We start from the raw sequence: 20,669 nt of genomic DNA, 5'->3' as shown, positions 1-20,669 counted from the left end.
CCGATCCCGTCTCGCACCCGGAGCTCTCGCCGTGACACACGTCCTCCAGAGCGTGGTCTTCCCGCTCGACCGCGATCCCGACCTCCTGCCGCTGTACATCGATCCCGAGGTCTGGTCGACGATCGACGAGGAGCCGGTCCGCGTCTCCGACGTCGCGCATCTCTCCGACATCCTCGGCCGCACGCGCGCGCGGATCCCGGCCGGGACGCGCGTGTCGTTCGCGACGTACTTCAACGCCTTCCCTGCGTCGTACTGGCAGCACTGGACGAGCGTCCGCTCGGTGCGCCTCGCGGTGCGCACCGAGGGCACGGCGACCGTGCTCGTGTACCGCTCGACGGGCGACGCCGCCCAGCAGCGCATCGACACGAAGGACGCGTTCGGCGACGCCGAGACCGTGTTCGACATCTCGCTCACGCAGTTCAGCGACGGCGGATGGCTGTGGTTCGACGTCGTGGCCGGCGCGGAGGACGTCGTGCTCGCCGGCGGCGAGTGGACGACCGAGCAGGAGCCCGCGCGCACGGGCAAGGCGTCGCTCGGGATCACGACGTACAACAAGCCCGACTACTGCGTCGCGACGCTCGGCGCGCTCGCCGACGCCCCCGAGGCGCTCGAGCTCGTGGACCGCATCTTCATCGTCGACCAGGGCACGCAGAAGGTCGCGGCCCAGGACGGGTACGACGAGGTCGCCGCGCGCCTGGGCGACCAGCTGCAGGTCGTCGAGCAGCCGAACCTCGGCGGCTCCGGCGGCTTCGCGCGCGCGATGCACGAGACGCTGCAGCGCCCCGAGAGCGACTTCATCCAGCTCCTCGACGACGACGTCCGCATCGAGCCGGAGTCCATCCGCCGCTCGATCACGTTCGGGCGCTTCGCGACGCAGCCCGTGCTCGTGGGCGCCCACATGTTCGACCTCCTCAACCGCCCGCGGCTGCACGCGTGGGCGGAGGTCGTCGACGAGCAGCCGTTCATGTGGCGCAACCTGTATCAGGAGAGGATGCCGCACGACTTCCGTCGCGCGAACATCCGGCAGACGCCCCTGCTGCACATGCGCATGGACGCCGACTACAACGGCTGGTGGATGTGCCTCATCCCGACCCAGGTCATCCGCGAGGTGGGCCTCGCGCTGCCCGCGTTCATCAAGTGGGACGACGCCGAGTTCTGCCTGCGCGCGCGCGAGGCCGGCTACCCCACGGTGTCGCTGCCCGGCGCCGCGCTGTGGCACGTGTCCTGGATCGGCAAGGACGACTCGATCGACTGGCAGGCGTACTTCCACGCCCGCAACCGGATCGTCGCCGGCCTCCTCCACTCGAATGCGCCGCGCGGCGGGACGCTCATCCGCCACTCGCGCCGGGTGGACCTCAAGCACCTGATGATGATGCAGTACTACCCCGTCGCGCTGCGGAACCGCGCGCTGCGGGACGTGCTGCGCGGGCCCGCGCACCTGCGGGAGAACCTCGCCACCGCGATGCCGGAGGCGCGCTCCCTCGCCGCCCGCTTCCCCGAGACGGTCGTCCATCGCGACCCCGAGATCGTCATCCGCTCGCGGCGCGGGCGCCAGGTCTTCCAGCGGCTCAAGCAGCATGTCTTCGACAGCCCCACGGGATGGCGGCTGCGGCTCTTCACCGCGCAGACGCTGGTCTCGCACTGGCTGCGGGAGCCCGATCCGGCCAACGTCGAGCGCCCCGAAGTCGAGTTCGGCAAGTCCGACGCGCACTGGTGGCGCGTCCCGCTGTACGACTCGGCGCTCGTGAGCGCGGCGGACGGCTCGGGCAAGAACATCTACACGCGCGACCGGCTGCTGTACCGGCGCATGCTCCTGGACTCCATCCGGCTGCACGCGCGCCTGCGGCGGGAGTGGCCGCGCCTGCAGCGGGAGTACCGTGAGGCGCTGCCCTACCTCGTGTCCGAGGGCGCGTGGCGCGAGATCTTCGAGAGGCAGTCATGAGCGAGAAGACGTCCGTCGTGGAGCAGAGCTACGACCCGCGCGCGTTCGACCCGGCGACCGCGACCATCGTGGTCGTCACCTACAACCGCTCGCACCTCCTGTCGAAGCTGCTCGTCTCGATCGGCGAGATGGACCCGAAGCCGGGCCACGTCGTCATCGTCGACAACGCGTCGTCCGACGACACGACCGAGGTCGTCGAGTCGTTCCGCGCGGCGATCGGCACCGAGATCGTCTACCGGCGTCTCGAGGAGAACACGGGCGGCTCCGGCGGGTTCAGCGAGGGCATGCGCGTGGCGTACGAGCTCGGCTCGACCTGGATCTGGCTCATGGACGACGACGTCGAGGTGCTCCCCGACGGGCTCGCGCGCATGGGCGTGTGGGCGCCGCGCTTCAAGAGCATCCAGGGGCGCCGCTACGACTACGACGGCAGCGAGTTCTACTGGCAGTACCGCCTGTCGATCCCGCTCGGCATCCCGATCCCCTTCGCCCCAGCCGGCTTCGATGCCACGGGGTACCGCGAGATGAACTCCGGGTGCTTCGAGGGGATGTTCATCCACCGCGACATCGTGCAGAAGGTCGGGCTGCCCGATCCGCGCTTCTTCATCTACTGGGACGACTCGGTGTACGGATGGCTCGCGTCGCTCCAGACGACATCCGCGATCGTCAACGAGTTCGTGCTGCGCCGCACGCGCGAGATCAAGCAGTGGGACATGGGCGTGCGCCATCTCAACGCCTCGAGCAACGCGTACCGCTACTACATCATGCGCAACCGCGGCATCATGCGGCACTACTTCGCCGAGCACGGCGCGTACCGCCCCGTCCTCTTCGCCCTCGGCACGGCGCTGACCTTCGCCAAGGAGCTCATCCGCCTCATCGCCGTGGAGCGGACCGTGCGGGGAACGAGCAACCTCTTCCGCGGCATGCGCGACGGACGCCGCATCGCGAAGGACCGCTCGTGGCGCACCATGCCGCCGCTCGACGCTCCTGCCGCGCAGGACGAGAAGCGCTGAGCCCGTGCTGACCATCGCCGAGGACGCGGTCGTCGACCCGTCGGTCAAGCTCCTCCACCGCGACGGCGATCGCGACATCGCGATCGGGGCCCGGACGAAGATCTACCGCGGGGCCGAGATCCTCGGCCCCGTCGAGATCGGCGAGGACGTCTTCATCAACCGCGACGCGTACATCCGCCCCGGCACGCGCCTCGGCGACCGCGTGAACCTCGGGCCGTTCGTGCGCCTCATCACCGACACGCATGAGATCGGCGGGCACGACAAGCGCGCGGGCGACGTGCGGCACGAGCCGATCTCGGTCGGCGACGGCACCTGGATCGGCGCGGCCGTCACGGTCGTCGGGGGCGTCCGGATCGGCGCCGGGTGCGTCATCGCGGCGGGCGCGGTCGTGACCTCGGACGTGCCGGACGACACCATGGTCGGCGGCGTGCCGGCCGCGGTCATCCGCCGCCTGCGCTGACGCGACCGCTACAGCTCGCCGGGCGCGGTGACCTGCTCGTCGATCTCCTCGAGCACGCGCTGCGTCCGCGCGGAGCGGCCGCGCCGGGGCGCGTACACGACGAGAGCGTGGAACGCGTAGCGGGCGACGAACGCGACCGCGAGCGTGATCGCCGCCGCGACGACGCTCGAGATGTGCCACGTCTCGACGAGCAGCGCGAGCACGGGGATCCGCACGAGCGCCTCGGTGTTGTTGAACGCGAACGACTTCGCGAACCGCGTGCGCCCGCTCGAGGCCTCGTCGAGCATCTCGCGGAAGACGAACCGCTCCTGCAGGAGGAAGTTCCCGATGATCGTGGCCTCCGCGGCGATGATCGCCGCCCAGATGTAGGGCATCCCGAGCTGCGTGAGCGTCCACATGATCGCGAGGTTCGCGACCGCGCCGAGCCCGCCGATGATCGCGAACGCCGACATCTTGCCGAAGCGCAGCGCCGCGAGCTGCACGAGGAAGCGGGCCCCCTGGCGGATCGACGCCTTCGACGCGCCCGCCGCGCGCTCGGCGAAGTCGAACGGGATCTCGGCGACGCGCAGCTGCTGCCGCGCGAGGATCTCGAGGAGGATCTTGAAGCCGCGCGGGCGCAGGAGCGCGAGGTCGACGCGCGTGCGGTCGACGAGGAAGAACCCGGTCATGGGGTCGGAGCAGTCGCGCAGTCGCAGCGGGAACATCGCCTTCGTGAGCGCGGTCGTCACGCGCGAGACGAGGTTGCGGGTGAGATCGGCGAGACCCGCGGCCGAGCCGTCGCGCACGTAGCGCGACGCGACGACCGCGTCGACGTCTCCCGCGCGGAACCGCGCGACGAGCGCGGGGATCCGCTCTGGCGGGTGCTGGAGGTCGCCGTCGATCACGACGCACGCGTCGTGGGCCGCCTGCTCGAGGCCCAGGATCACGGCGCCGCTGAGCCCGCCGACCGGCTCGTCGCGGTGGATGACGCGCACCGGGATGTCGACGAGGCCGGCCACGCGGCGCACCTCGTCGGCCGTTCCGTCGCTCGAGTCGTCGACGAACAGGACCTCGCACGCGACGCCGTCCATGGCGGCGACGATGCGCCGCACGAGCGGCTCGACATTGGGAGCCTCGTTGTAGGTGGGGACGATGATCGTCGCGCCGGCGAAGTGGTCGATCGTCATCCGGGGGTCGCGTCGCTCTCGGTCAGGGGCGCCGGGGCGGCCGGCGCGAGGTCGTCCTCCCGATTCTGCCAGCGGACGGGGGTGAGCATCATGCCGATCGCGAGCACGCTCCCGTACACGAGCGGCAGGATGTAGCGCGGCAGCGCGACCGGGCTCGCCACGAGGAAGGCGAGGTTCACGAGGAGAGGCGACACCGCGAGGACGTGCAGCGGGCTGCGCCGGCGGATGGCGTACGCGAGCGCGATGAGCGGCACCCACGACGCGTAGAACGCCTTCGAGGAGAGGAGGTTGCCTTCCGCGAGCGACTCGGTCGCGCGGTTGACCGCGAGGCGCGCGTCGTCGAGCGCGGCCGGCTCGTGGAGGTCCTCGATCGCGGCCTCGATCTCGGCGCGCGTCGTGGTCGGCAGAGCCCTGGCCTCCCAGAAGTCGAGATAGCGGTCGAGCACGATCCCGCTCTGGAAGATCATCGGCGTGACGGGGGCGAAGTACTCGAAGGTGTTCGCGGCCGTCGCCGACAGCGCGGTGCCCGGATAGCGGATCACCTGCGCGAGCCACACCCGCGCGTAGGCGAGACGCTCCTCGGAGCCGGCCTCGAGGTTCCAGCGGCCTTTCACCGCGTCCGAGCGCCGCGGCACATACGCCTCGCCGAGGCCGTCGTAGCGCAGCACGGCGTCGATGACCGCGCGCTCGTCTGCGGGGATCTCGTCGCCGTGCTCGGCGACGATGCGCGCGGTCTGCTGGACGGGGATCGTGAGCATGTCGGTCGCTGTGCCGGGCGCGATGCCGATCGCGGGGAGGACGAGGAGCGGCCACACGACGTTCGTCACGAGGAGCGCTCCCGCGGTCCCCGCTGCGACGCGCAGGCGGGCCCGCCGCGCGCAGATCACCAGCAGGACGACGGCGCACACGACGACGAGGTAGACGTTGGTGCGCTTGGCGAGGATGAGCGGGATGACGATGGCGAGCGCGACGACACCCACGCGCGCGCTGAGCAGCACGCTCCCGCGCGTGCGCACGGCCTCGACGAAGAGCACGAGGAAGGGGAGCCAGAACACGGCGGCGAACGCGTCCTTGCTCATGACCGACGGCGCGGCCATGAAGACCGGCAGGACGGCGACCGCCGCTGTCAGCGTCCAGCGGATGGGGCGCGCCATCCCCAGCCATCCGAGGTAGATGAGCACGAGGGCCGCACCGGCCGCCGTGGCGGCCTCCTGCAGGAGGAGGAAGGCGAACAGGCCGATCCGATCGTCGCCGAGCGCGGATCCGAGATCCCAGAACCATCCGAAGACCATCGTGTCGAACCACGGATGGTGGTCGGTCTGCTCGAGCAGCCCCATCCACTGGAGCCGCTGCGTGATGGTGTCGCTGTCGACGTTGCCCGGTGCGTGCACGAGCAGCCACGGCAGCCAGCCGGCGAGGATGGCGCCGGCTGTCGGCAGCAGGCGCCGGCGCGCGGTCTCGCGGAAGGACGCCGGCTCGGGCACCGCGCGACGCGCGTCGAGCCAGCGGAACAGCAGGGTCAGCGGGACGAAGAGCGCGGCGCCGAGTCCGAGGACGACGAGGCCGCTGCCGACCGCGGCGCCGACGGAGCCGGCGAACCACACCGCGCTGTCGTTCGCGTCGAACGACGCCCCCACGACGACGAACGCCGCGAGGACGAGCGCCGTGGCCGCGGCATGCGGGTCCCACAGGGCCCGCAGCGCGGAAGGGCGGTTCACGCCTGTGCCCGCTGCGTCTCGGCCGACGGGGAGGGCGGGCCGCTCCTGTTCCGCCGACGGGCGACGAGGGCGACGGCGACCGCGAGCGGCGCTGTCGCGAAGAACCCGAGCGCGTAGCGCATGCCGCCCGAGACCGGGCCGGCGAGGAAGGTCGCCATGAGCGCGGCGGCCGGCAGGGCGAAGGCCGCCTCGAGCCCGGCGCGCTTGCGCCAGAGCACGACGAGCGCGAGGATCCAGATCCACGTGACGAAGCCCGGAGACAGCGTCATCCCGATCACGGGGATCGCGAGATACCCCTCGTCGAGGAGCCCGTGGCGATCGATCGATGCCTGGATGCCTGTGAGCGGCTCGACCGCGGCGTCCTCACCGCTCAGCTGGTACGGGATGTCGAGATGTATGCCGCGCACATCGTTCCAGGATGTGCGCACGACGCCGTCGTACGAGGGCGCGCCCGGCGCCCAGTAGCCGACCGTGTTCGCGAGCGTCGCGGTGATCGCCGACCCGGGGTACTCCGCGACGAGCCGCAGCCATCCGCTCACGAACTCCCCCGTCGTCCGCTCCTCCCACGCCGCCCGCGCGTCGAGCTTGATCGGGTCCGCGAAGCCAGGGATGTAGTGGTCGCCGACGTCGTCGACGCTCCACCATGTGAAGACGTCGTCCACGAACGCCCGGTCCTCCTCGCTCATCGTCGCGTGGTGGTCGTGCGCGATCCGCGCGATCTGCTGCAGCGGAACCGACCACGCCTCGGTCTTCGGGCCGGGCTGCACGTCGAGCGCCGCGGAGAGCGGCCCCGCATAGAGTCCGTACGCGACGACGCACGCCGCGAGCACGGCGCCGACGCGCTTCCACTGGCGGCGGAACGGGATGATGAGCAGTGCGACGCCGAGCAGGACGACGTGGACGCCGTTGTTCCGGAGGACCATGGTCGCGATGCCCGCCGTGAGCAGGAGGACCCACGGCCACCGCGCGCGATCCCCGCGTCGGACGGCGCGCGAGACCTCGACGATCCCGATGAGGAAGAGCACGAAGGCCGACATGAAGGGGATGTCCTTCACGACCGTGATCGACGACAGGCTGAGCACGGGCAGCAGCGCGATCCACGCCCAGAGCGCCCACCACATGCGCGGCCCGACGCCCCATGCCGCGATGCGCCAGAGCAGCACGGCGAACACCGCGCTGGTCGACAGCATCTGCAGGACGGCCGCGAACGCGAGCGCCGCGGAATCACTCAGACCGAGGAGCTGCCACACGCCGTTCCACGCCGCGATGAGGAGGGAGTGCCCGATCGGCTCATAGGACTCCCAGGGGCCGAGCCCGCGCGCGTAGGAGAGGCTCCGGTAGGTGTCGAAGAAGATGAGTCCCGGCCACCACACGAGCAGGTACGGCAGTCGGCAGAGCACGATGAGCCCGAAGACGAGTCCGAGGGGGCGCCATGGCGTCGGCCCCGGTGCCCGCAGCGCCTCGACGAGTCGGCTGAGCCGCCCGCGGCGGGGAGCGGGCACGGCAGCGGCGTCGGGTGTCGCGCGGTCGGCGAGATGCAGCAGGACCGCTGCGCCGAGGACGGCGGCGTACGCAGTGCCGAGGCCGTGCACGGCGCTCCAGCCCGACGGGCGCAGCAGCCAGAGGTCGGCCTCCTCACGCAGGAGGGAGATGCCGGCCAGCTCCGCGACCGCGTAGGCGAGGCCCACCGGCACCGCCCAGCGCCAGACCTCGCGCGGCAGACGGCCGAGAGCGAGCCATCCGCCGTAGGCGATCGCCGCGAACGCCGCGATCGCGACGAGGCTGTTCCCCTCGAGCACCTCGCCGAGGGTCGCGGGCGTCGTGCCCGCGCACAGGGCGAGCGTCGTGGCGAACGCGCCCGCCACGGCGATGAGCACGCGCACGGCTCAGACCTCGGGGGCGCGCCAGCCGCGCCACTGCTCGAACGAGCCGTTCAGGAGCTGCGAGTCGGTCCGCTCCCACGTGTGCTTGGACGAGTGGCGGATGTACATGTAGCCGAGCGAATGCGTGCGGTACCCGATGCCGCCCTGCGTCTCGACGCGGATGAGCACCGAGCGGTCCGTGGAGTTCGGCGTGGGACGCCATCCGCCGAGCGCGTCGAAGGCCGCCCGCGACAGGAGCATCGCGCCGCCGGCGACCTGGTCGTGGTAGCGCTCGGTCGCGAACGTCCGGTGCACGGTCTGCGCGACCTCCTCGAAGAAGAGGTACTCCGTCGTCTTCCCGACGATGTCGGCACGAGAGTAGAGGTGCGCGAGGACGAGGTCGAAGACGTGGTGCTCGCTGTACCAGTCGTCGTCATCGAGCTTGGTGATGAGGTCGCCGCTCGAGCGCCGGACGCCCTCGGCGAGGGCCGCGCCGAACAGGACGGTGCTCGGGACCTCGACCACGGTCACATCGAGCCCGCCGAGCTCGACCCCCGACAGGTCGGGAGCGGGGATCCCGTGCGCGACGACCACGACCTCCATGTGCGGGTACGTCTGCCGCGCCATCATCTCGAGCACCCCGGGGATCAGCTCGCCGCGCATCGTCGAGAGCACGACGCTCACCGACGGGAGGTAGCGCGAGCCCGTGCGGTGCTCGACGGCCGACGCGAGGCGCAGGAAGCCGGCGTGGTCGTGCATCGCGGCGCGCCGCAGCGCGACCGAGCGGCGCTCGCGCTCGAGCCCCATCGCGGGCCGATACGGGCGCCGGATGGCCTCAGCGATCCGCGGCGAGAGCTGCTCGGGCGCGATGGCGACGCTGTCCGGCAGGGAGTGCAGGATGACGCCGGCCGCCGCGAGCTCGGCGAAGCGGGTCGTGAGTCCCTCGGGGACGGGGCCGGCGAGCCCTGCGAGCGGCGAGAGGTCGACCGCCTCGACATTGCGGACGGCGGCGACGTCGCGCGCGCTGAGCGGCTCCGCGATGGCGAACTCGATGGGGCGGAGGTCGGGGTCGGTCGCGCCGAGGAGCCGGACGACCCCGCGCGGACGGTCGATGACGAGCCGTCGCGCCGGCGGCGACGGCTTGAACCCGAGGATGCGCCCGATCGGGTTGTGCACGTTGAGGTCGATGACCGGCCGCTCGACGCGCGGGTGCCCGAGGAGGGCCTCCCCCACCGTGAGCTGGTGGACGGCATCCTCCTCCTCGCGCGCGAGATCCGTGCGCGCGGTCAGCAGCACATCGGCCTTGCGCAGGTGCCGTCCCTCGAGGGCGGGGGCGATCGGCTCGAGCTGCGGGATGCGCCGGCTCGGCAGGAGCGGCAGAGCCTCGGCGCCCGCGCTCGGATCGACCGCGAGAAGCGGGAAGCCCGCCCCGACGACCGGGGCGTCCGGGACGAAGGCCGGGATGAGGGCGTCGAGCACGCGCGCGACGGGAAGCGGCGCGTGCAGCGAGACGTGCGCCGACGCCGTGCGGCGCGCGGGGTCGTGCGAGAGCGTGACCGTGCGCGTGTCGCGCAGCGGCGCCATCCGGCCGCGCCAGCGCGGCGAGGGCGCCTCCCAGCGCTCGATGTGGACGCGCAGGTCTTGCGTCATCGCGCCGTCGGCGGCCATCACGAGGTGACGGAGCGCGTCGACGTCCGGCACCCGCAGGCGCACGGGCAGCGGCTCGTCCGCCGTCGACGCGAGCGCCGGCGCCTGGCGCGGATCGGTCACGACGTGCTCGCCGTCGCGGTCCGGGGCGTCCTGCTCATCGGGGCGACGGAACCAGCGGCGGACGGGCATAGATCGATCGGCTCCCCGAGTCGGCGGACGGATGGCCGCGAGCGCGGCGCGAGGAGTCTATCGTGCGCGCCTTTCGTCCCCGTGAGAGCGCGTCCGGCGGGCCGCGTCCACCGGTCTCGGAGAAAGCGCACCGTAGAATGACGCGGTGACCAGGCCCGCCGCATCCCCCGAGCCCGCCCCGATCGTCTACCAGAACCAGTGGCGCGACGTCTTCGACGGCACGCTCCCCGACGGCTGGGAGCCGACGAAGTCCGTCTCCGTCGTCATCGCGTCGTACAACAGCAAGACTCTGCCGCTCACGCTCGCGTCGCTCGCCGCGCAGGACTACCCCGAGGACCTGCTCGAGGTCGTCGTCGTGGACGACGGCAGCGAGCCGCCCGTCGAGCTCGGCGAGGTCGTGCCGAAGAACATCCGCCTCATCCGCGTCGAGGAGGGCTGGGGCCGTTCCAACGCGACCGACATCGGCATCAAGGCCACGTCGGGCGACATCATCTACTGGGTCGACTCCGACATGATCCTGTTCCGCGACAACGTGCGCCAGCACGCGAAGTGGGCGCACTTCATCCCCGAGGCGGCCACGATCGGCAACAAGGGCTTCATCGAGGAGTGGGACTACACCCCCGAGACGGTGTACGAGAAGGTCCTCGACGGCACGATCGGCGACGACTACGACCGCTCGACGCTCCACGAGCACTGGTCCATCCAGATCTTCCGCGACACGGACGACCTCAACACGTCGCACGGCCGCAACTACTCGACGCACATGGGCGCGTGCGCCTCGGTCACGCGCGAGGTCTACGACCGCACGTTCGGGCAGGACACCCGCCTCCACCTGGGCGAGGACACCGAGATCGCCTACCAGCTCTGGCAGGCCGGCGCCGTCTTCATCCCCGTCGAGGAGGCGCTCACGTGGCACCTCGGCCGCGGCACGGTGCAGGACCACGCGGTCAAGGTGGCCTGGCACAACGACGTGCACTTCGCCCAGCGCATGCCGATCCCGCGCTACCGCCGCAAGGCCGACAACCGCATCTGGGAGGTGCCGCTCGTCAAGGTCGTCGTCGAGGTGACCCCCGAGACCGCGTACCTCGCCCGCAACTGCGTCGACCGCATCCTCAACAGCACCCTCACCGACGTGCACGTCGTGCTCGTGGGCCCGTGGTCGCAGCTCCACGAGGGCCGACGGAAGATGCTCGCCGACCCGCTGAACGAGCTCTACCTCGTGCGCGAGTGGCTGCGCACCGACAACCGCGTGATCTTCGCGGAGGAGGTGCCCGAGACGGTGTTCCCGGCCCCGTACCGCGTCGACCTGCCGATCACGGTGGGCGTCACGAGCGACAGCCTGATGCAGATGTACCGCCAGATCGACGGCAACCGACTGGGCGCGGTGCGCTACTTCACGCCCGGTCACACGAAGGACGACTCCGTGACGATCTGGGACTCGGCCGCCGTGGCCCGCGCCAAGCGGTACCTGCGCGAGGGCGACGCGATCGAGGACCTCGTCGACCGGGTCTGGGGCTTCCAGTGGGGCTCGAACGACACGGCGCAGCTCATCGACCTCCGCGAGGCCGACCTCTCGGAGCGCGTGACGCGCGTCGACCCGCGGGTCGCCGAGCTCGAGGCCGAGGTCGCCGCGCTGCGCGCGCGCATCGCGCCGCCGCCGTCGCTCGCGCGTCAGATCGCCCAGCGGCTCAACGCCGCATCGGGCGGGCGGCTCGCTCCCGTCGTCCGCGGCGTCAACGCCCGGCTCGGCGGCGCGCCCGCCGCGGCCATCCGGCGTCTGCGCCGAGGCTGATCGAGCGGATGACGTCCCGCACAGACGCATCGCATCAGTCCGGCTTCCGCCCGGACATCCAGGCGCTCCGCGCGATCGCGGTGCTGAGCGTCCTCCTCTACCACCTGTGGCCGAATCGGCTGACGGGCGGCTTCGTCGGGGTCGACGTCTTCTTCGTCATCAGCGGCTACCTCATCACCTCGCACCTCGTCCGCGAGCGCGAGAAGACGGGGCGGATCGCGGTGGCGCGGTTCTGGGCGCGACGCGCGGTGCGCCTTCTCCCCGCGTCGCTCCTCACGCTCGCGGCGACCGCGGTGGGCGTCCTGCTGTGGGTGCCGCGCTCGCTGTGGGACCAGTTCCTCGGCGAGGTCGGCGCGGCGGCGCTGTACGTGCAGAACTGGCGCCTGCTGTTCGACAGCGTCGACTACCTCGCGGCCGACAACCAGCCCTCCCCCGTGCAGCACTTCTGGACCCTGTCGGTCGAGGAGCAGTTCTACGTCGCCCTGCCGCTCCTGCTCATCGCCGCCATGGCGCTCCTGCGCCGCGTCGCGTGGCGGAAGGTCGCCGTCGGCGTGCTCGCCACGGCGACCGCCGCCTCGTTCGCATACAGCCTGTGGCTCACCGCCTGGTCGGCGAGCGAGGCCTACTTCTCCACGCTCACCCGCGCATGGGAGTTCGGCGTCGGCGCCCTCGCGGCCTTCCTGCCGCTCATCGCCTGGCGCGCGATGTCCAACGCGCTCGCCGTCGCCGGCGTCGCGCTGATCGCCGTGAGCACGGTCGCGCTGTCGGGCGCCACGCCGTTCCCGGGCGCGGCGGCGCTGCTGCCCGTCGTGGGCACGGCCCTCGTCGTGTGGGCGGGCGGCGGCTCGTTCCTCGCGCAGGTCGGGGCCGCGCGCCCCGTCGCGTTCACGGGCGCCGTGTCGTACGCCGTGTACCTCTGGCACTGGCCGCTCATCGTGCTGCTCCCCTACGCCACGGGGCATCCGCTGACGACCGTCGAGAAGGTCGCGATCGCGGCCGCGGCTTTCACCCTCGCGTGGGCGTCGACGCGCTTCATCGAGAACCCGGTCCGCCTCTCGCCGAGCCTGCTCGCGCGTCGCCGGCCCCGCACGGTCGCGGCGTGGGCCGCAGTCGGCATGGCCTGCGTGCTCGTGTTCCCCGTGGCGGCGTCGGCGACCCTCCGCGCGGAGGAGGAGCGCGTGCTCGCGGCCACCGAGTCGCTCGTCGAGACCCTGCCCGACTGCTTCGGCGCGCAGGCGATGGACCCCGAGCTCGCACCGTGCGAGAATCCCGAGCTCGACGCCTACCCGCTCGTGCCCGCTCCGATGGACGCGGCGAGCGACGACGCCAACCGCGACGCGTGCTGGTCCGGCCCGGATGAGACCGTGCTGCGCGTCTGCTCCCTCGGACCCGACGCCGACTGGGAACGGCACCTCATGGTGATCGGCGACTCCCACAGCAACGTGTTCGTGGGCGCCTACGCGCGCATCGCCGAGGAGCGCAACTGGCGCATCGACATCGCGGGGCACGGCGGCTGCTACTGGACGGACGCCCTCGTCGAGCGCTCGACGCCCGTGTCGACCGACGCCTGCACCGCGTGGCGCGGCGAGATCGCGGACTACGTCGCGGAGAGCACCGACGGGATCGATGCGTTCGTCGTGACGCGCTCGTCCGATGGACGGGACGCGGATGCGACCACGGTCGACGGCATGGTGTCGGCGTGGGGCGCGCGTCCGGATCCGACCGTGCCCGTGATCGCGATCCGCGACAATCCCCGCATGCCGGCCGAGACCATCCAGTGCATCGAGGCGGATCCGGAGACGGCGAACGAGAGGTGCGCGCAGCCCGCCGACGCCGTGCTGCACGACGACGGGCAGGCCGCGGCGGCGGAGCGCGACCCGAATGCCACGGTCATCGATCTGACCGAGTTCTACTGCGCCGACGGCACGTGCCCTGTCGTCATCGGCGGAGTCGTCGTCTATCGCGACGGGCACCACCTGACGGCGACCTACGCCGCGACCCTCGGGCCCTATCTCTCCGAGCGGCTCGCGGCCGCGCTCGGCTGACGCCTCAGCCGCGCGCGACCGTCCACGCGGTCTCGCCGCCGGCGCGCTCGTGGCGCACGACCGTGCCCTCGCGCTCGCGCAGCGCGGCGGCGGCCTCCCGCCCCGCGGCGTCGTCGTCGAGCACCCACACGGTGTCGGCGGTCGCAAACTCGGCGGACGCGTCGACGTCGCGGAGCACCTCCTCCGCCGTCTCCCCCGCGATGCGGATGAGGTCGTAGGTCCCCGGCGTCTCGACGAACAGCTCCCGGTAGCGTGCGAGCGGGAGCTCGTCGACACGGCCGTCGAGCGCCCGATAGGCGCGGGGGTCCTCCTCGAGGCGCGTGCTGACGACGAGCACCGTGCGCGCGCCCGACGACGCGGCCGCGAACGCCGTGCGCGCGCCGACCTCGAGCAGGCGCTGCACCTTGCGCTCGCGCGCGATCGCGGCGGCCGCCCGGTCGCCCGCCCGCGGCGCGAGCGGGAGCGCCCGCGGCACCTCGAGCGCGTCGAGCAGGGCCACGGCGCTGCGCGACAGCTTCGTGACGTCGCGCCCCTCGGCGTGGAGGATCCGCTCGCCCGCGAGCGAGTGGAAGCGCTGATCGACATCGCGCGCCTCGCCGATCGTGCGGAAGTTCCTGTGCTCGGGCCCGCGGCGACGCACGACCTCGAAGCGCCGCGCGCCGACATCCGCGAGCAGGAGGATCGCGTGGAACGCGGATCCCTCCTCTCCCCCGATCACCTCGGCGCGCGAGATCTGGTCGAGCTGCTCGCGCACCGACATCCGCTCGGGATTCACGACCGTCCATCCCGCCGCCCGCAGATGCCGCTCGGCCGCGTCGGACCCGAGGTCGCGGATGCCCGAGTCGATCGCGCCGCGCGAGAGCCACAGGCGGCGGCCCGGCTGGGCGGATGGGCCGCGGTGCTGCGCGAGGAAACGCGCGTGATCCGGGTGGATCCAGTCGTCGTAGCGGTAGCCGATGTCGGGCACGTGGAGCGTGCGGAACCGCGTCGGGCGGGTGATGAAGCGGATCGGGTTGCGGACGCCCAGGATGTCCAGGATCTCGCGCTGCCAGGGGCGGAAGGACTCGTCCTGCCAGTCGTGCTCCGCGGTCCAGACGATCTCGACGTCAGGGTGCGCCGCGGCCCACCAGAGCCGAGCAGCCGACTCCAAGATGAAGTGCCCGAAGTGCATGTGGAGCTTCCCGGCATACACGGCTTGGATCGGCTCGTCGTCCACGGTCTGGGCGTGCTCTTCACGCGGGAGCGGCGCTCCGCGCTCGCCCGACCGTCGATCGGTCACCGTGCGCTCGACGTAGTCGCCGTTCGCATCGAACACCCCCATGAGGAGGACGTCGTGCTCGGACTCCGGTTCGCGTCGACGCAGGACCGGGTAGACGACGGCGTCGGAGACGACGCGGGCGGAGAGCGGTTCCATTCCGTTCACCCTACCGGCGGTGCCCGGTCAGACCGGGTTGTCGGCGTTGTACGCGGCGACGACGTCGTCGATCGGCGCGTCCATGACGAGCGCGTGATCGCGGATGTAGAGGCCGCGCGTGCAGAAGCGCCGCAGGTCGCGTTCGCTGTGGCTCACGAAGAACAGGGTGCGCCCCGACGCGAGCAGCTCGTCGATGCGGGCGTAGCACTTGGCGCGGAAGGCCTTGTCGCCGACCGCGAGCACCTCGTCCACGAGCAGGATGGGCTCGTCGAGCTGCGACACGACGGAGAACGCGAGGCGCACCTTCATGCCGTTCGAGAGGTGCTTGTAGGGGGTGTCCTGGAAGTCCTCGAGCTCCGCGAAGGCGATGATGTCGTCGTATCGGGCCGCGATGTGGGCACGGCTCATGCCGTGGAGTCCCGCCGTGAGGCGGACGTTCTCGCGCACCGTGAGGTCGCCGACGAAGCCTCCCGTGATCTCGATGAGCGGGGCGACCCCGCCGCGCACGACGACCGATCCCTCGTCGGGCAGCAGGACCCCCGCGACGAGCTTGAGGAGCGTGGACTTGCCCTGGCCGTTGCGGCCGACGACGCCGATGGACTCGCCGGGGCGCACGCGGAAGGAGACGTCCCGCAGGGCCCAGAACTCGTCCTTGGGCGCGCGCCGCGAGGCGCTCGCGAACATCGACTTGATGCTGCGCCGCCCGCGCCGGTTCCGCCGGAACCGCACGCCGAGACCGTCGACCTCGATCGCGTAGGCGTCGTCGCGCTTCATCACAGCTCCTTCAGCAGCGGACGCTCGAGGCGGCGGAAGGTGAGGATGCCGACGCCGAGGAACAGCAGGCTCATGAGCGCTCCCGCGACGACCGCGAAGGTGTCCCACTGGCCGGGGAAGAAGCCCACGCGGTACAGCGTGAAGATGCCCGCGAGCGGATTGAGCGCGCCGAGGTCGCTCACGGCACCGGGCAGGTCGCCGATCCCGTAGATGATCGGCGACGCGTAGAAGAGCACACGGAGGATCAGGCGGGTGGTGCGCTCGAGGTCGGAGAAGAGGACGCACAGCGGCGCGACGAGGAGCCCGAGCCCCACGAGCAGCACCGTCTGCAGGAGCACCCCGACCGGGAAGAGCAGCAGCTGCCATCCGACCGTCGCGCCCGCGGCGACCGCGAACAGCACGAGGACCGGGAGCGAGCACAGGAACTCGACGCCCTTGCTCAGCACGATGCGGTTGATCCAGATCGAGCGGGGGATGGAGGTCGAGCGGACGAGCTTGGCGTCCTTGTTGAAGGCGCGCGTGAAGTCGGTGACGGCCGCGTTGAACCAGACCCACGGCAGCAGCGCGGTCATGAGGAACACGATGTACGGCTCCTCGCCGACCCGGCCGCCTCGATGGAAGACCTGCGTGAAGACGAACCAGTAGATGAGGCTCATCACGAGCGGATCGAGGATCGACCACAGGTAGCCGAGCCAGCTCGTCGCGTAGCGCACCTTGAGGTCGCGCGCCGAGAGCAGCCACAGCGAGTGGAGGTAGCGCCGCGGCGTGCCCGGCGCACCGACGACGCCCGAGCTCACGACGCGGTGCCCCTGAGCAGCGGGGGCTCGGATCCCGACGTGTCGGCCGCGGCGGGCGCGCTGTACTGCAGGTAGATGAGGCGGCTCTGCTCGCGCCGTGCCCTGAGCACGCCGTCGAGCACGAAGCCCACGGTCCAGGCGAGGGCGCCGGCGAGGCCGAAGCCGACAGCGAGGACCGCGGTCGGGAAGCGGGGCACGAGTCCGGTCTGGGCGAACTCCACGACGAGCGGGATGCCCAGGACGACGCCGACGAGCATCGCGACCGCACCCAGAAGGCCGTAGAAGAGGAGCGGCCGCTCGTAGCGGATGAGCTGCACGATGAGCGAGAGGATGCGGAATCCGTCGTGGTACGTGCGGAGCTTGCTCTCGCTGCCGGCCGGCCGGTCGCGGAAGCCGACGTGCACCTCGGTCTGCGGGACGCGGATGCTCATGACGTGCACCGTCAGCTCGGTCTCGATCTCGAACTCGCGCGACGCCGCGGGGAAGCTCTTCACGAAGCGCCGCGACATGACCCGGTAGCCCGAGAGCATGTCGCTGACCTCGGAGCCGAAGATGCCGCCGACGAGCCAGTTGAAGCCGCGGTTGCCGAGCTCGTGCCCGGGACGGTACGCGGTCTCGGTCTTCTGGTCGCGTACGCCGAGGACGTGGTCGTACGGCCCCTCCTGCAGCGTGCGGATCATCTCGGGCAGCGCGGCGGCGTCGTACGTGTCGTCGCCGTCGATCATGACGTAGATGTCGGCGTCGACGTCGGCGAAGGCGCGGCGCACGACGTTGCCCTTGCCCTTGCGCTCCTCGCGGCGCACGATCGCGCCGGCCTCGCGCGCGACCTCGGCCGTCCGGTCGGAGCTGTTGTTGTCGTAGACGTAGACCGTCATGCCCGGGACGGCGGCGCGGAGATCGCGGACGACCTTCCCGACCGCGAGCTCCTCGTTGTAGCAGGGGACGATCGCGGCGATGACAGGGGACGACGTCATGGAGAGCACTTTCGGCGACGTAGGATCTTCGATGGACCGCATGGCGCCGAGACGGCCGCCGTCGGAGCCGGTTCAGGCTAACACGCGGCTCTGCCGAAACCCCTCGGCACACGCCGCCCTCACGAGGAGCACGATGCACGCGAACGCGGCGACCCGGAAGGCCAAGCAGGCGGGGGCCTTCCTCGTCATCGGCGGTCTCGCGTTCCTCGTCGATGCGGGCGTCTACAACCTGCTCGTGTTCTGGGTGACCGGCGACGGGCCGATGCACGGACAGCCGCTGGCCGCCAAGATCATCTCGATCGTCGTGGCGTCCCTCGTGACGTACGTCGGGAACCGGTACTGGACCTTCTCCGACCGGCATCTGCCGCACCGCTTCTCGCGCTACGCGATCTTCGTGCTGTGCAACCTCATCGCGATCGGCCTCCAACTCGGCTGCCTCGCGTTCTCGCGCTACGTGCTGGGTCTCGACGACGTCGTCGCCGACAACATCTCGGGAACCCTGATCGGGCAGACCCTCGCGACCGCGTTCCGCTTCCTCACGTACGACCGGTTCGTGTTCCCGCACGAGGAGCCCTCCCCCGCCCCGCGCCCGTAGCGGGTCACGATCGCGCGCCAGGGGGTCGCATGTCTCACTCCCCGCCGGAATCCACCGCCCAATCCCGCCGCGAACGAGACACGCCGACCCTCACGTGTCTCACTCGACGAGGGAATCCGGGGCGGAAACGCGCCGCGAGTGAGACATGCAGGAGCGTGTGAGCATAGCGGCGCCGGGGGACGCGGCTGACCTGCCCCGCAGCTACTCCGCCGGCAGCGGGCCGCAGCGGTCGATGCGGTAGAGCGTCGACTCGCCGTCCGTCGCGACCTCCGTGAAGAGTCCCGCCTCCACCGCGGCGTGCGGTCCGGGGAAGTGGTTGCCCGCCGGGTCTCCTCCCCCGAACTCGTGCGGGTTGTAGAGCACGTGCCGCACGCGGAGGGCATCGAGCGCGCGGCACACCGCCGGGTCGCTGTCGATGTCCATGAGGCCCCACGCGAGCGTCTGACGCAGCGGATCCCACTGGCCGTTGACGTGCGGGAAGACCGGCTCGCGTCCGGCGTACAGCTGGGTCAGCGCCGAGCCGTCCCACGGGTCGCCGAGCACACGCTCGCTCGCGGGCACCTCCTCGGCCACCTCGTGGTCCATGAAGTCGATCTGCTTCTGCGACACGACCTCCCACTGCGCCCGCTCGTCGGGCATCGCGAACACGGCCGCGATCGCCGACGTCGTTCCGGTGAGGGCGAGCCCCGCAGCCGACACCACGGCGACGGCCAGCGCGAGCGGCGCGGCGAGACGCGGGAGCGCTCGACGGGATCCGCCCGACCGGATGGCGCGCTCGGCCGGGAGGGCACGTCGCGCGAGCGCGAGCGCGCCGAGCGTCGCGAGAGGGACGGCGACGACGGGCAGCGCGGCCGCGAGGCGGAAGCGGTCCTTGTACCAGACCCCCGTCGCGAGCTTCGCGATGACGCCGTCCGAACCGGCGGCGAGAACGAACAGGGCAGCGACGAGCACGAAGGCGACGACGAGCCACCGCGTGCGCCTGGTGCGGAGCGCGACCCCGGCGCCGACGATGACGAGGAACGCGAGGAAGGGCGCGACCGTCGTCACTGCGCCGCCCTCCCCCGTCATCGCCTGCAGCGTGAGAACCTGCACGACGCCCTCCCAGATGCCCTGCACCGCCTGCGCCTGCGGGCCGGAGAGACGGCTCTCGATCGGCTCGTCGAGGAGCCCGAACCGCAGGACGGCGATCGCGAGCGCCGCCGCCGACAGCGCGACGCCGCCGACGACGCCCGCGACGAGCACGATGACCGCGCGGCGGCGCTCGCGCCCGCCGCGTCGACGGGCGCGCGCGAACGCGCCGCCGAGAACCCACGCGACGAACGGGATGCCGATGAGCGCCCACGTCGGGAGGACCCGCGGATGAGCCACGGCGAGCGCCCCGACGGACAGGCAGCCCGACAGCGCCGCGAGCACGACGGCGCGTCCGCGGTTCCCGGGTCGCGCGAGCGCGACACCCCGGACGGCGAGGACCGACAGCGCGACCGCCGCGGGGAGCAGCGCGTGCGCGAGGCCCGTGGGGTAGATCGTGCCCCACGAGAGCAGCGCGTAGGGGAACGCGCCGAAGGCGGCGCCGAGCGGGAGCGCGACGAGGGCGACGGTTCCCGTGGAGCGCCCTGGGAGCGCGACCTGGGCGAGCCAGGCGACCCCGGGCAGCCAGACGAGCGCCTGCACGGCGAGCCATGCGGCGTTGAACGCGACGGGAACCGGCACGCCGCTCCCCTGCACCGTCATCACGACGAGCGCGTGCCACGCCGACGGGTAGTACGCGATCCCCGTCGCGCCCGTCTCGATGAGCGAGCGCAGCGTGAGGGGCGAGGCGGAGAACCCGTCCAGGATGGCCGACACGGCCGAGAGGTGGAAGACGTTGTCGTAGGTCTGCGAGATCCGAGACGGGTCCGGCACTCCCGCGAACGCGACGACGCCGACGATCGCGGCGGCGAGGGCCCACACCGCGGCGAGCGCGCGCGGCGGGATGGCCGCGCCCGTCACGACGAGGTCGGGATGCGCGCGCCGGACGAGGAGGGATGCCGCGAGCCCGACGAGCGCGACGGCGAGCACCTGCACGACATGGAACGGCGCCCCGAGCGCGCCGAACACCGCCGCCGCGACGCCCGTGCAGCACACGCTCGCGAGCGACGCCACCGCGACGCGCGCGACCGCGCCCATGCGCAGGGGCGCGGTCGCGATGAGCCCGGGTGCGAGCACGGCGAGGAGCGCCGACACGAGGGCCGGCGCGACGACGACCCAGCTCATCGGACTCCTGCCGTCAGGCGGGCGCGGG

15 protein-coding genes are annotated in these 20,669 nt (G+C 71.9%); 6 read left to right on the top strand and 9 right to left on the bottom strand.

All coding sequences use genetic code 11. The features are described 5' to 3' along the window. The first annotated feature begins 31 nt into the window (after positions 1 to 31). The 3 genes from ACOWU6_RS00410 to ACOWU6_RS00400 are packed head-to-tail and all read left to right on the top strand — an operon-like array spanning position 32 to position 3,412. Positions 32 to 1,942 (top strand): glycosyltransferase, encoded by a 1,911-nt coding sequence (locus ACOWU6_RS00410; RefSeq protein ID WP_421074336.1) that lies wholly within the window; start codon positions 32 to 34, stop codon positions 1,940 to 1,942. Further along, positions 1,939 to 2,952 (top strand): glycosyltransferase family 2 protein, encoded by a 1,014-nt coding sequence (locus tag ACOWU6_RS00405; RefSeq protein WP_271172832.1) that lies wholly within the window; start codon positions 1,939 to 1,941, stop codon positions 2,950 to 2,952. The genes ACOWU6_RS00410 and ACOWU6_RS00405 overlap by 4 nt, the downstream gene beginning before the upstream one ends. Before the next feature lie 4 nt (positions 2,953 to 2,956). Next, complete coding sequence (locus tag ACOWU6_RS00400) at positions 2,957 to 3,412, top strand: acyltransferase (RefSeq protein ID WP_271172833.1); 456 nt, start codon at positions 2,957 to 2,959, stop codon at positions 3,410 to 3,412. 8 nt (positions 3,413 to 3,420) lie between these two features. Here the strand turns inward: ACOWU6_RS00400 and ACOWU6_RS00395 are convergent, their stop codons facing one another. Genes ACOWU6_RS00395 through ACOWU6_RS00380 form a run of 4 tightly spaced genes read right to left on the bottom strand, consistent with a single transcriptional unit; the run spans position 3,421 to position 9,997 of the window. Next, positions 3,421 to 4,578: a glycosyltransferase gene (locus ACOWU6_RS00395; RefSeq protein WP_421074335.1), complete on the bottom strand. Its 1,158-nt coding sequence runs from the start codon at positions 4,576 to 4,578 to the stop codon at positions 3,421 to 3,423. Then, positions 4,575 to 6,296, bottom strand: coding sequence for a DUF6020 family protein (locus ACOWU6_RS00390; protein ID WP_421074334.1), 1,722 nt, complete (start codon positions 6,294 to 6,296; stop codon positions 4,575 to 4,577). Before ACOWU6_RS00390 ends, ACOWU6_RS00395 begins: the two co-directional genes overlap by 4 nt. Continuing rightward, a complete protein-coding gene (locus tag ACOWU6_RS00385; protein WP_421074333.1) occupies positions 6,293 to 8,179 on the bottom strand; it encodes a DUF6020 family protein in 1,887 nt (628 codons plus the stop codon). The genes ACOWU6_RS00390 and ACOWU6_RS00385 overlap by 4 nt, the downstream gene beginning before the upstream one ends. Before the next feature lie 3 nt (positions 8,180 to 8,182). Next, entirely contained in the window at positions 8,183 to 9,997 is a 1,815-nt protein-coding gene (locus tag ACOWU6_RS00380) for a glycosyltransferase (RefSeq protein WP_421074332.1), read from the bottom strand. A 145-nt stretch (positions 9,998 to 10,142) separates the two neighbouring features. Between ACOWU6_RS00380 and ACOWU6_RS00375 the strand changes: the two genes are divergently transcribed. Both ACOWU6_RS00375 and ACOWU6_RS00370 read left to right on the top strand, forming a co-directional pair. Beyond that, entirely contained in the window at positions 10,143 to 11,789 is a 1,647-nt protein-coding gene (locus tag ACOWU6_RS00375; RefSeq protein ID WP_271172838.1) for a glycosyltransferase, read from the top strand. Positions 11,790 to 11,797: 8 nt separating this feature from the next. Next, a complete protein-coding gene (locus tag ACOWU6_RS00370; protein WP_421074331.1) occupies positions 11,798 to 13,834 on the top strand; it encodes an acyltransferase family protein in 2,037 nt (678 codons plus the stop codon). Between the two features lie 4 nt (positions 13,835 to 13,838). Here the strand turns inward: ACOWU6_RS00370 and ACOWU6_RS00365 are convergent, their stop codons facing one another. From ACOWU6_RS00365 to ACOWU6_RS00350, 4 genes are read right to left on the bottom strand one after another with little or no spacing between them, the layout of a single operon-like run. Further along, positions 13,839 to 15,248: a glycosyltransferase 61 family protein gene (locus ACOWU6_RS00365; protein WP_421074330.1), complete on the bottom strand. Its 1,410-nt coding sequence runs from the start codon at positions 15,246 to 15,248 to the stop codon at positions 13,839 to 13,841. Positions 15,249 to 15,275: 27 nt separating this feature from the next. Further along, positions 15,276 to 16,022, bottom strand: coding sequence for an ABC transporter ATP-binding protein (locus ACOWU6_RS00360; protein ID WP_271172841.1), 747 nt, complete (start codon positions 16,020 to 16,022; stop codon positions 15,276 to 15,278). Beyond that, the gene (locus ACOWU6_RS00355; protein WP_271172842.1) at positions 16,022 to 16,819 is read right to left on the bottom strand and encodes an ABC transporter permease; all 798 of its coding nucleotides are present in this window, start codon (positions 16,817 to 16,819) and stop codon (positions 16,022 to 16,024) included. The genes ACOWU6_RS00360 and ACOWU6_RS00355 overlap by 1 nt, the downstream gene beginning before the upstream one ends. Next, positions 16,816 to 17,793, bottom strand: a complete 978-nt coding sequence (locus ACOWU6_RS00350; RefSeq protein WP_271172843.1) for a glycosyltransferase — start codon at positions 17,791 to 17,793, stop codon at positions 16,816 to 16,818. The genes ACOWU6_RS00355 and ACOWU6_RS00350 overlap by 4 nt, the downstream gene beginning before the upstream one ends. Before the next feature lie 133 nt (positions 17,794 to 17,926). On the opposite strand from ACOWU6_RS00350, the gene ACOWU6_RS00345 reads away from it, so the two are divergent. Next, positions 17,927 to 18,388, top strand: a complete 462-nt coding sequence (locus ACOWU6_RS00345) for a GtrA family protein (RefSeq protein ID WP_421074329.1) — start codon at positions 17,927 to 17,929, stop codon at positions 18,386 to 18,388. A gap of 201 nt (positions 18,389 to 18,589) precedes the next feature. Here ACOWU6_RS00345 and ACOWU6_RS00340 read toward each other — a convergent pair whose 3' ends face one another. After that, entirely contained in the window at positions 18,590 to 20,641 is a 2,052-nt protein-coding gene (locus ACOWU6_RS00340) for a DUF6541 family protein (protein WP_421074328.1), read from the bottom strand. Positions 20,642 to 20,669: the final 28 nt, after the last annotated feature.

Source organism: Microbacterium sp. SA156 (assembly GCF_049065455.1).
Taxonomy (GTDB): Bacteria; Actinomycetota; Actinomycetes; order Actinomycetales; family Microbacteriaceae; genus Microbacterium; species Microbacterium barkeri.
Note: the sequence above shows the minus strand (reverse complement) of the source record. Positions and strands in the feature narration are given on the sequence as shown.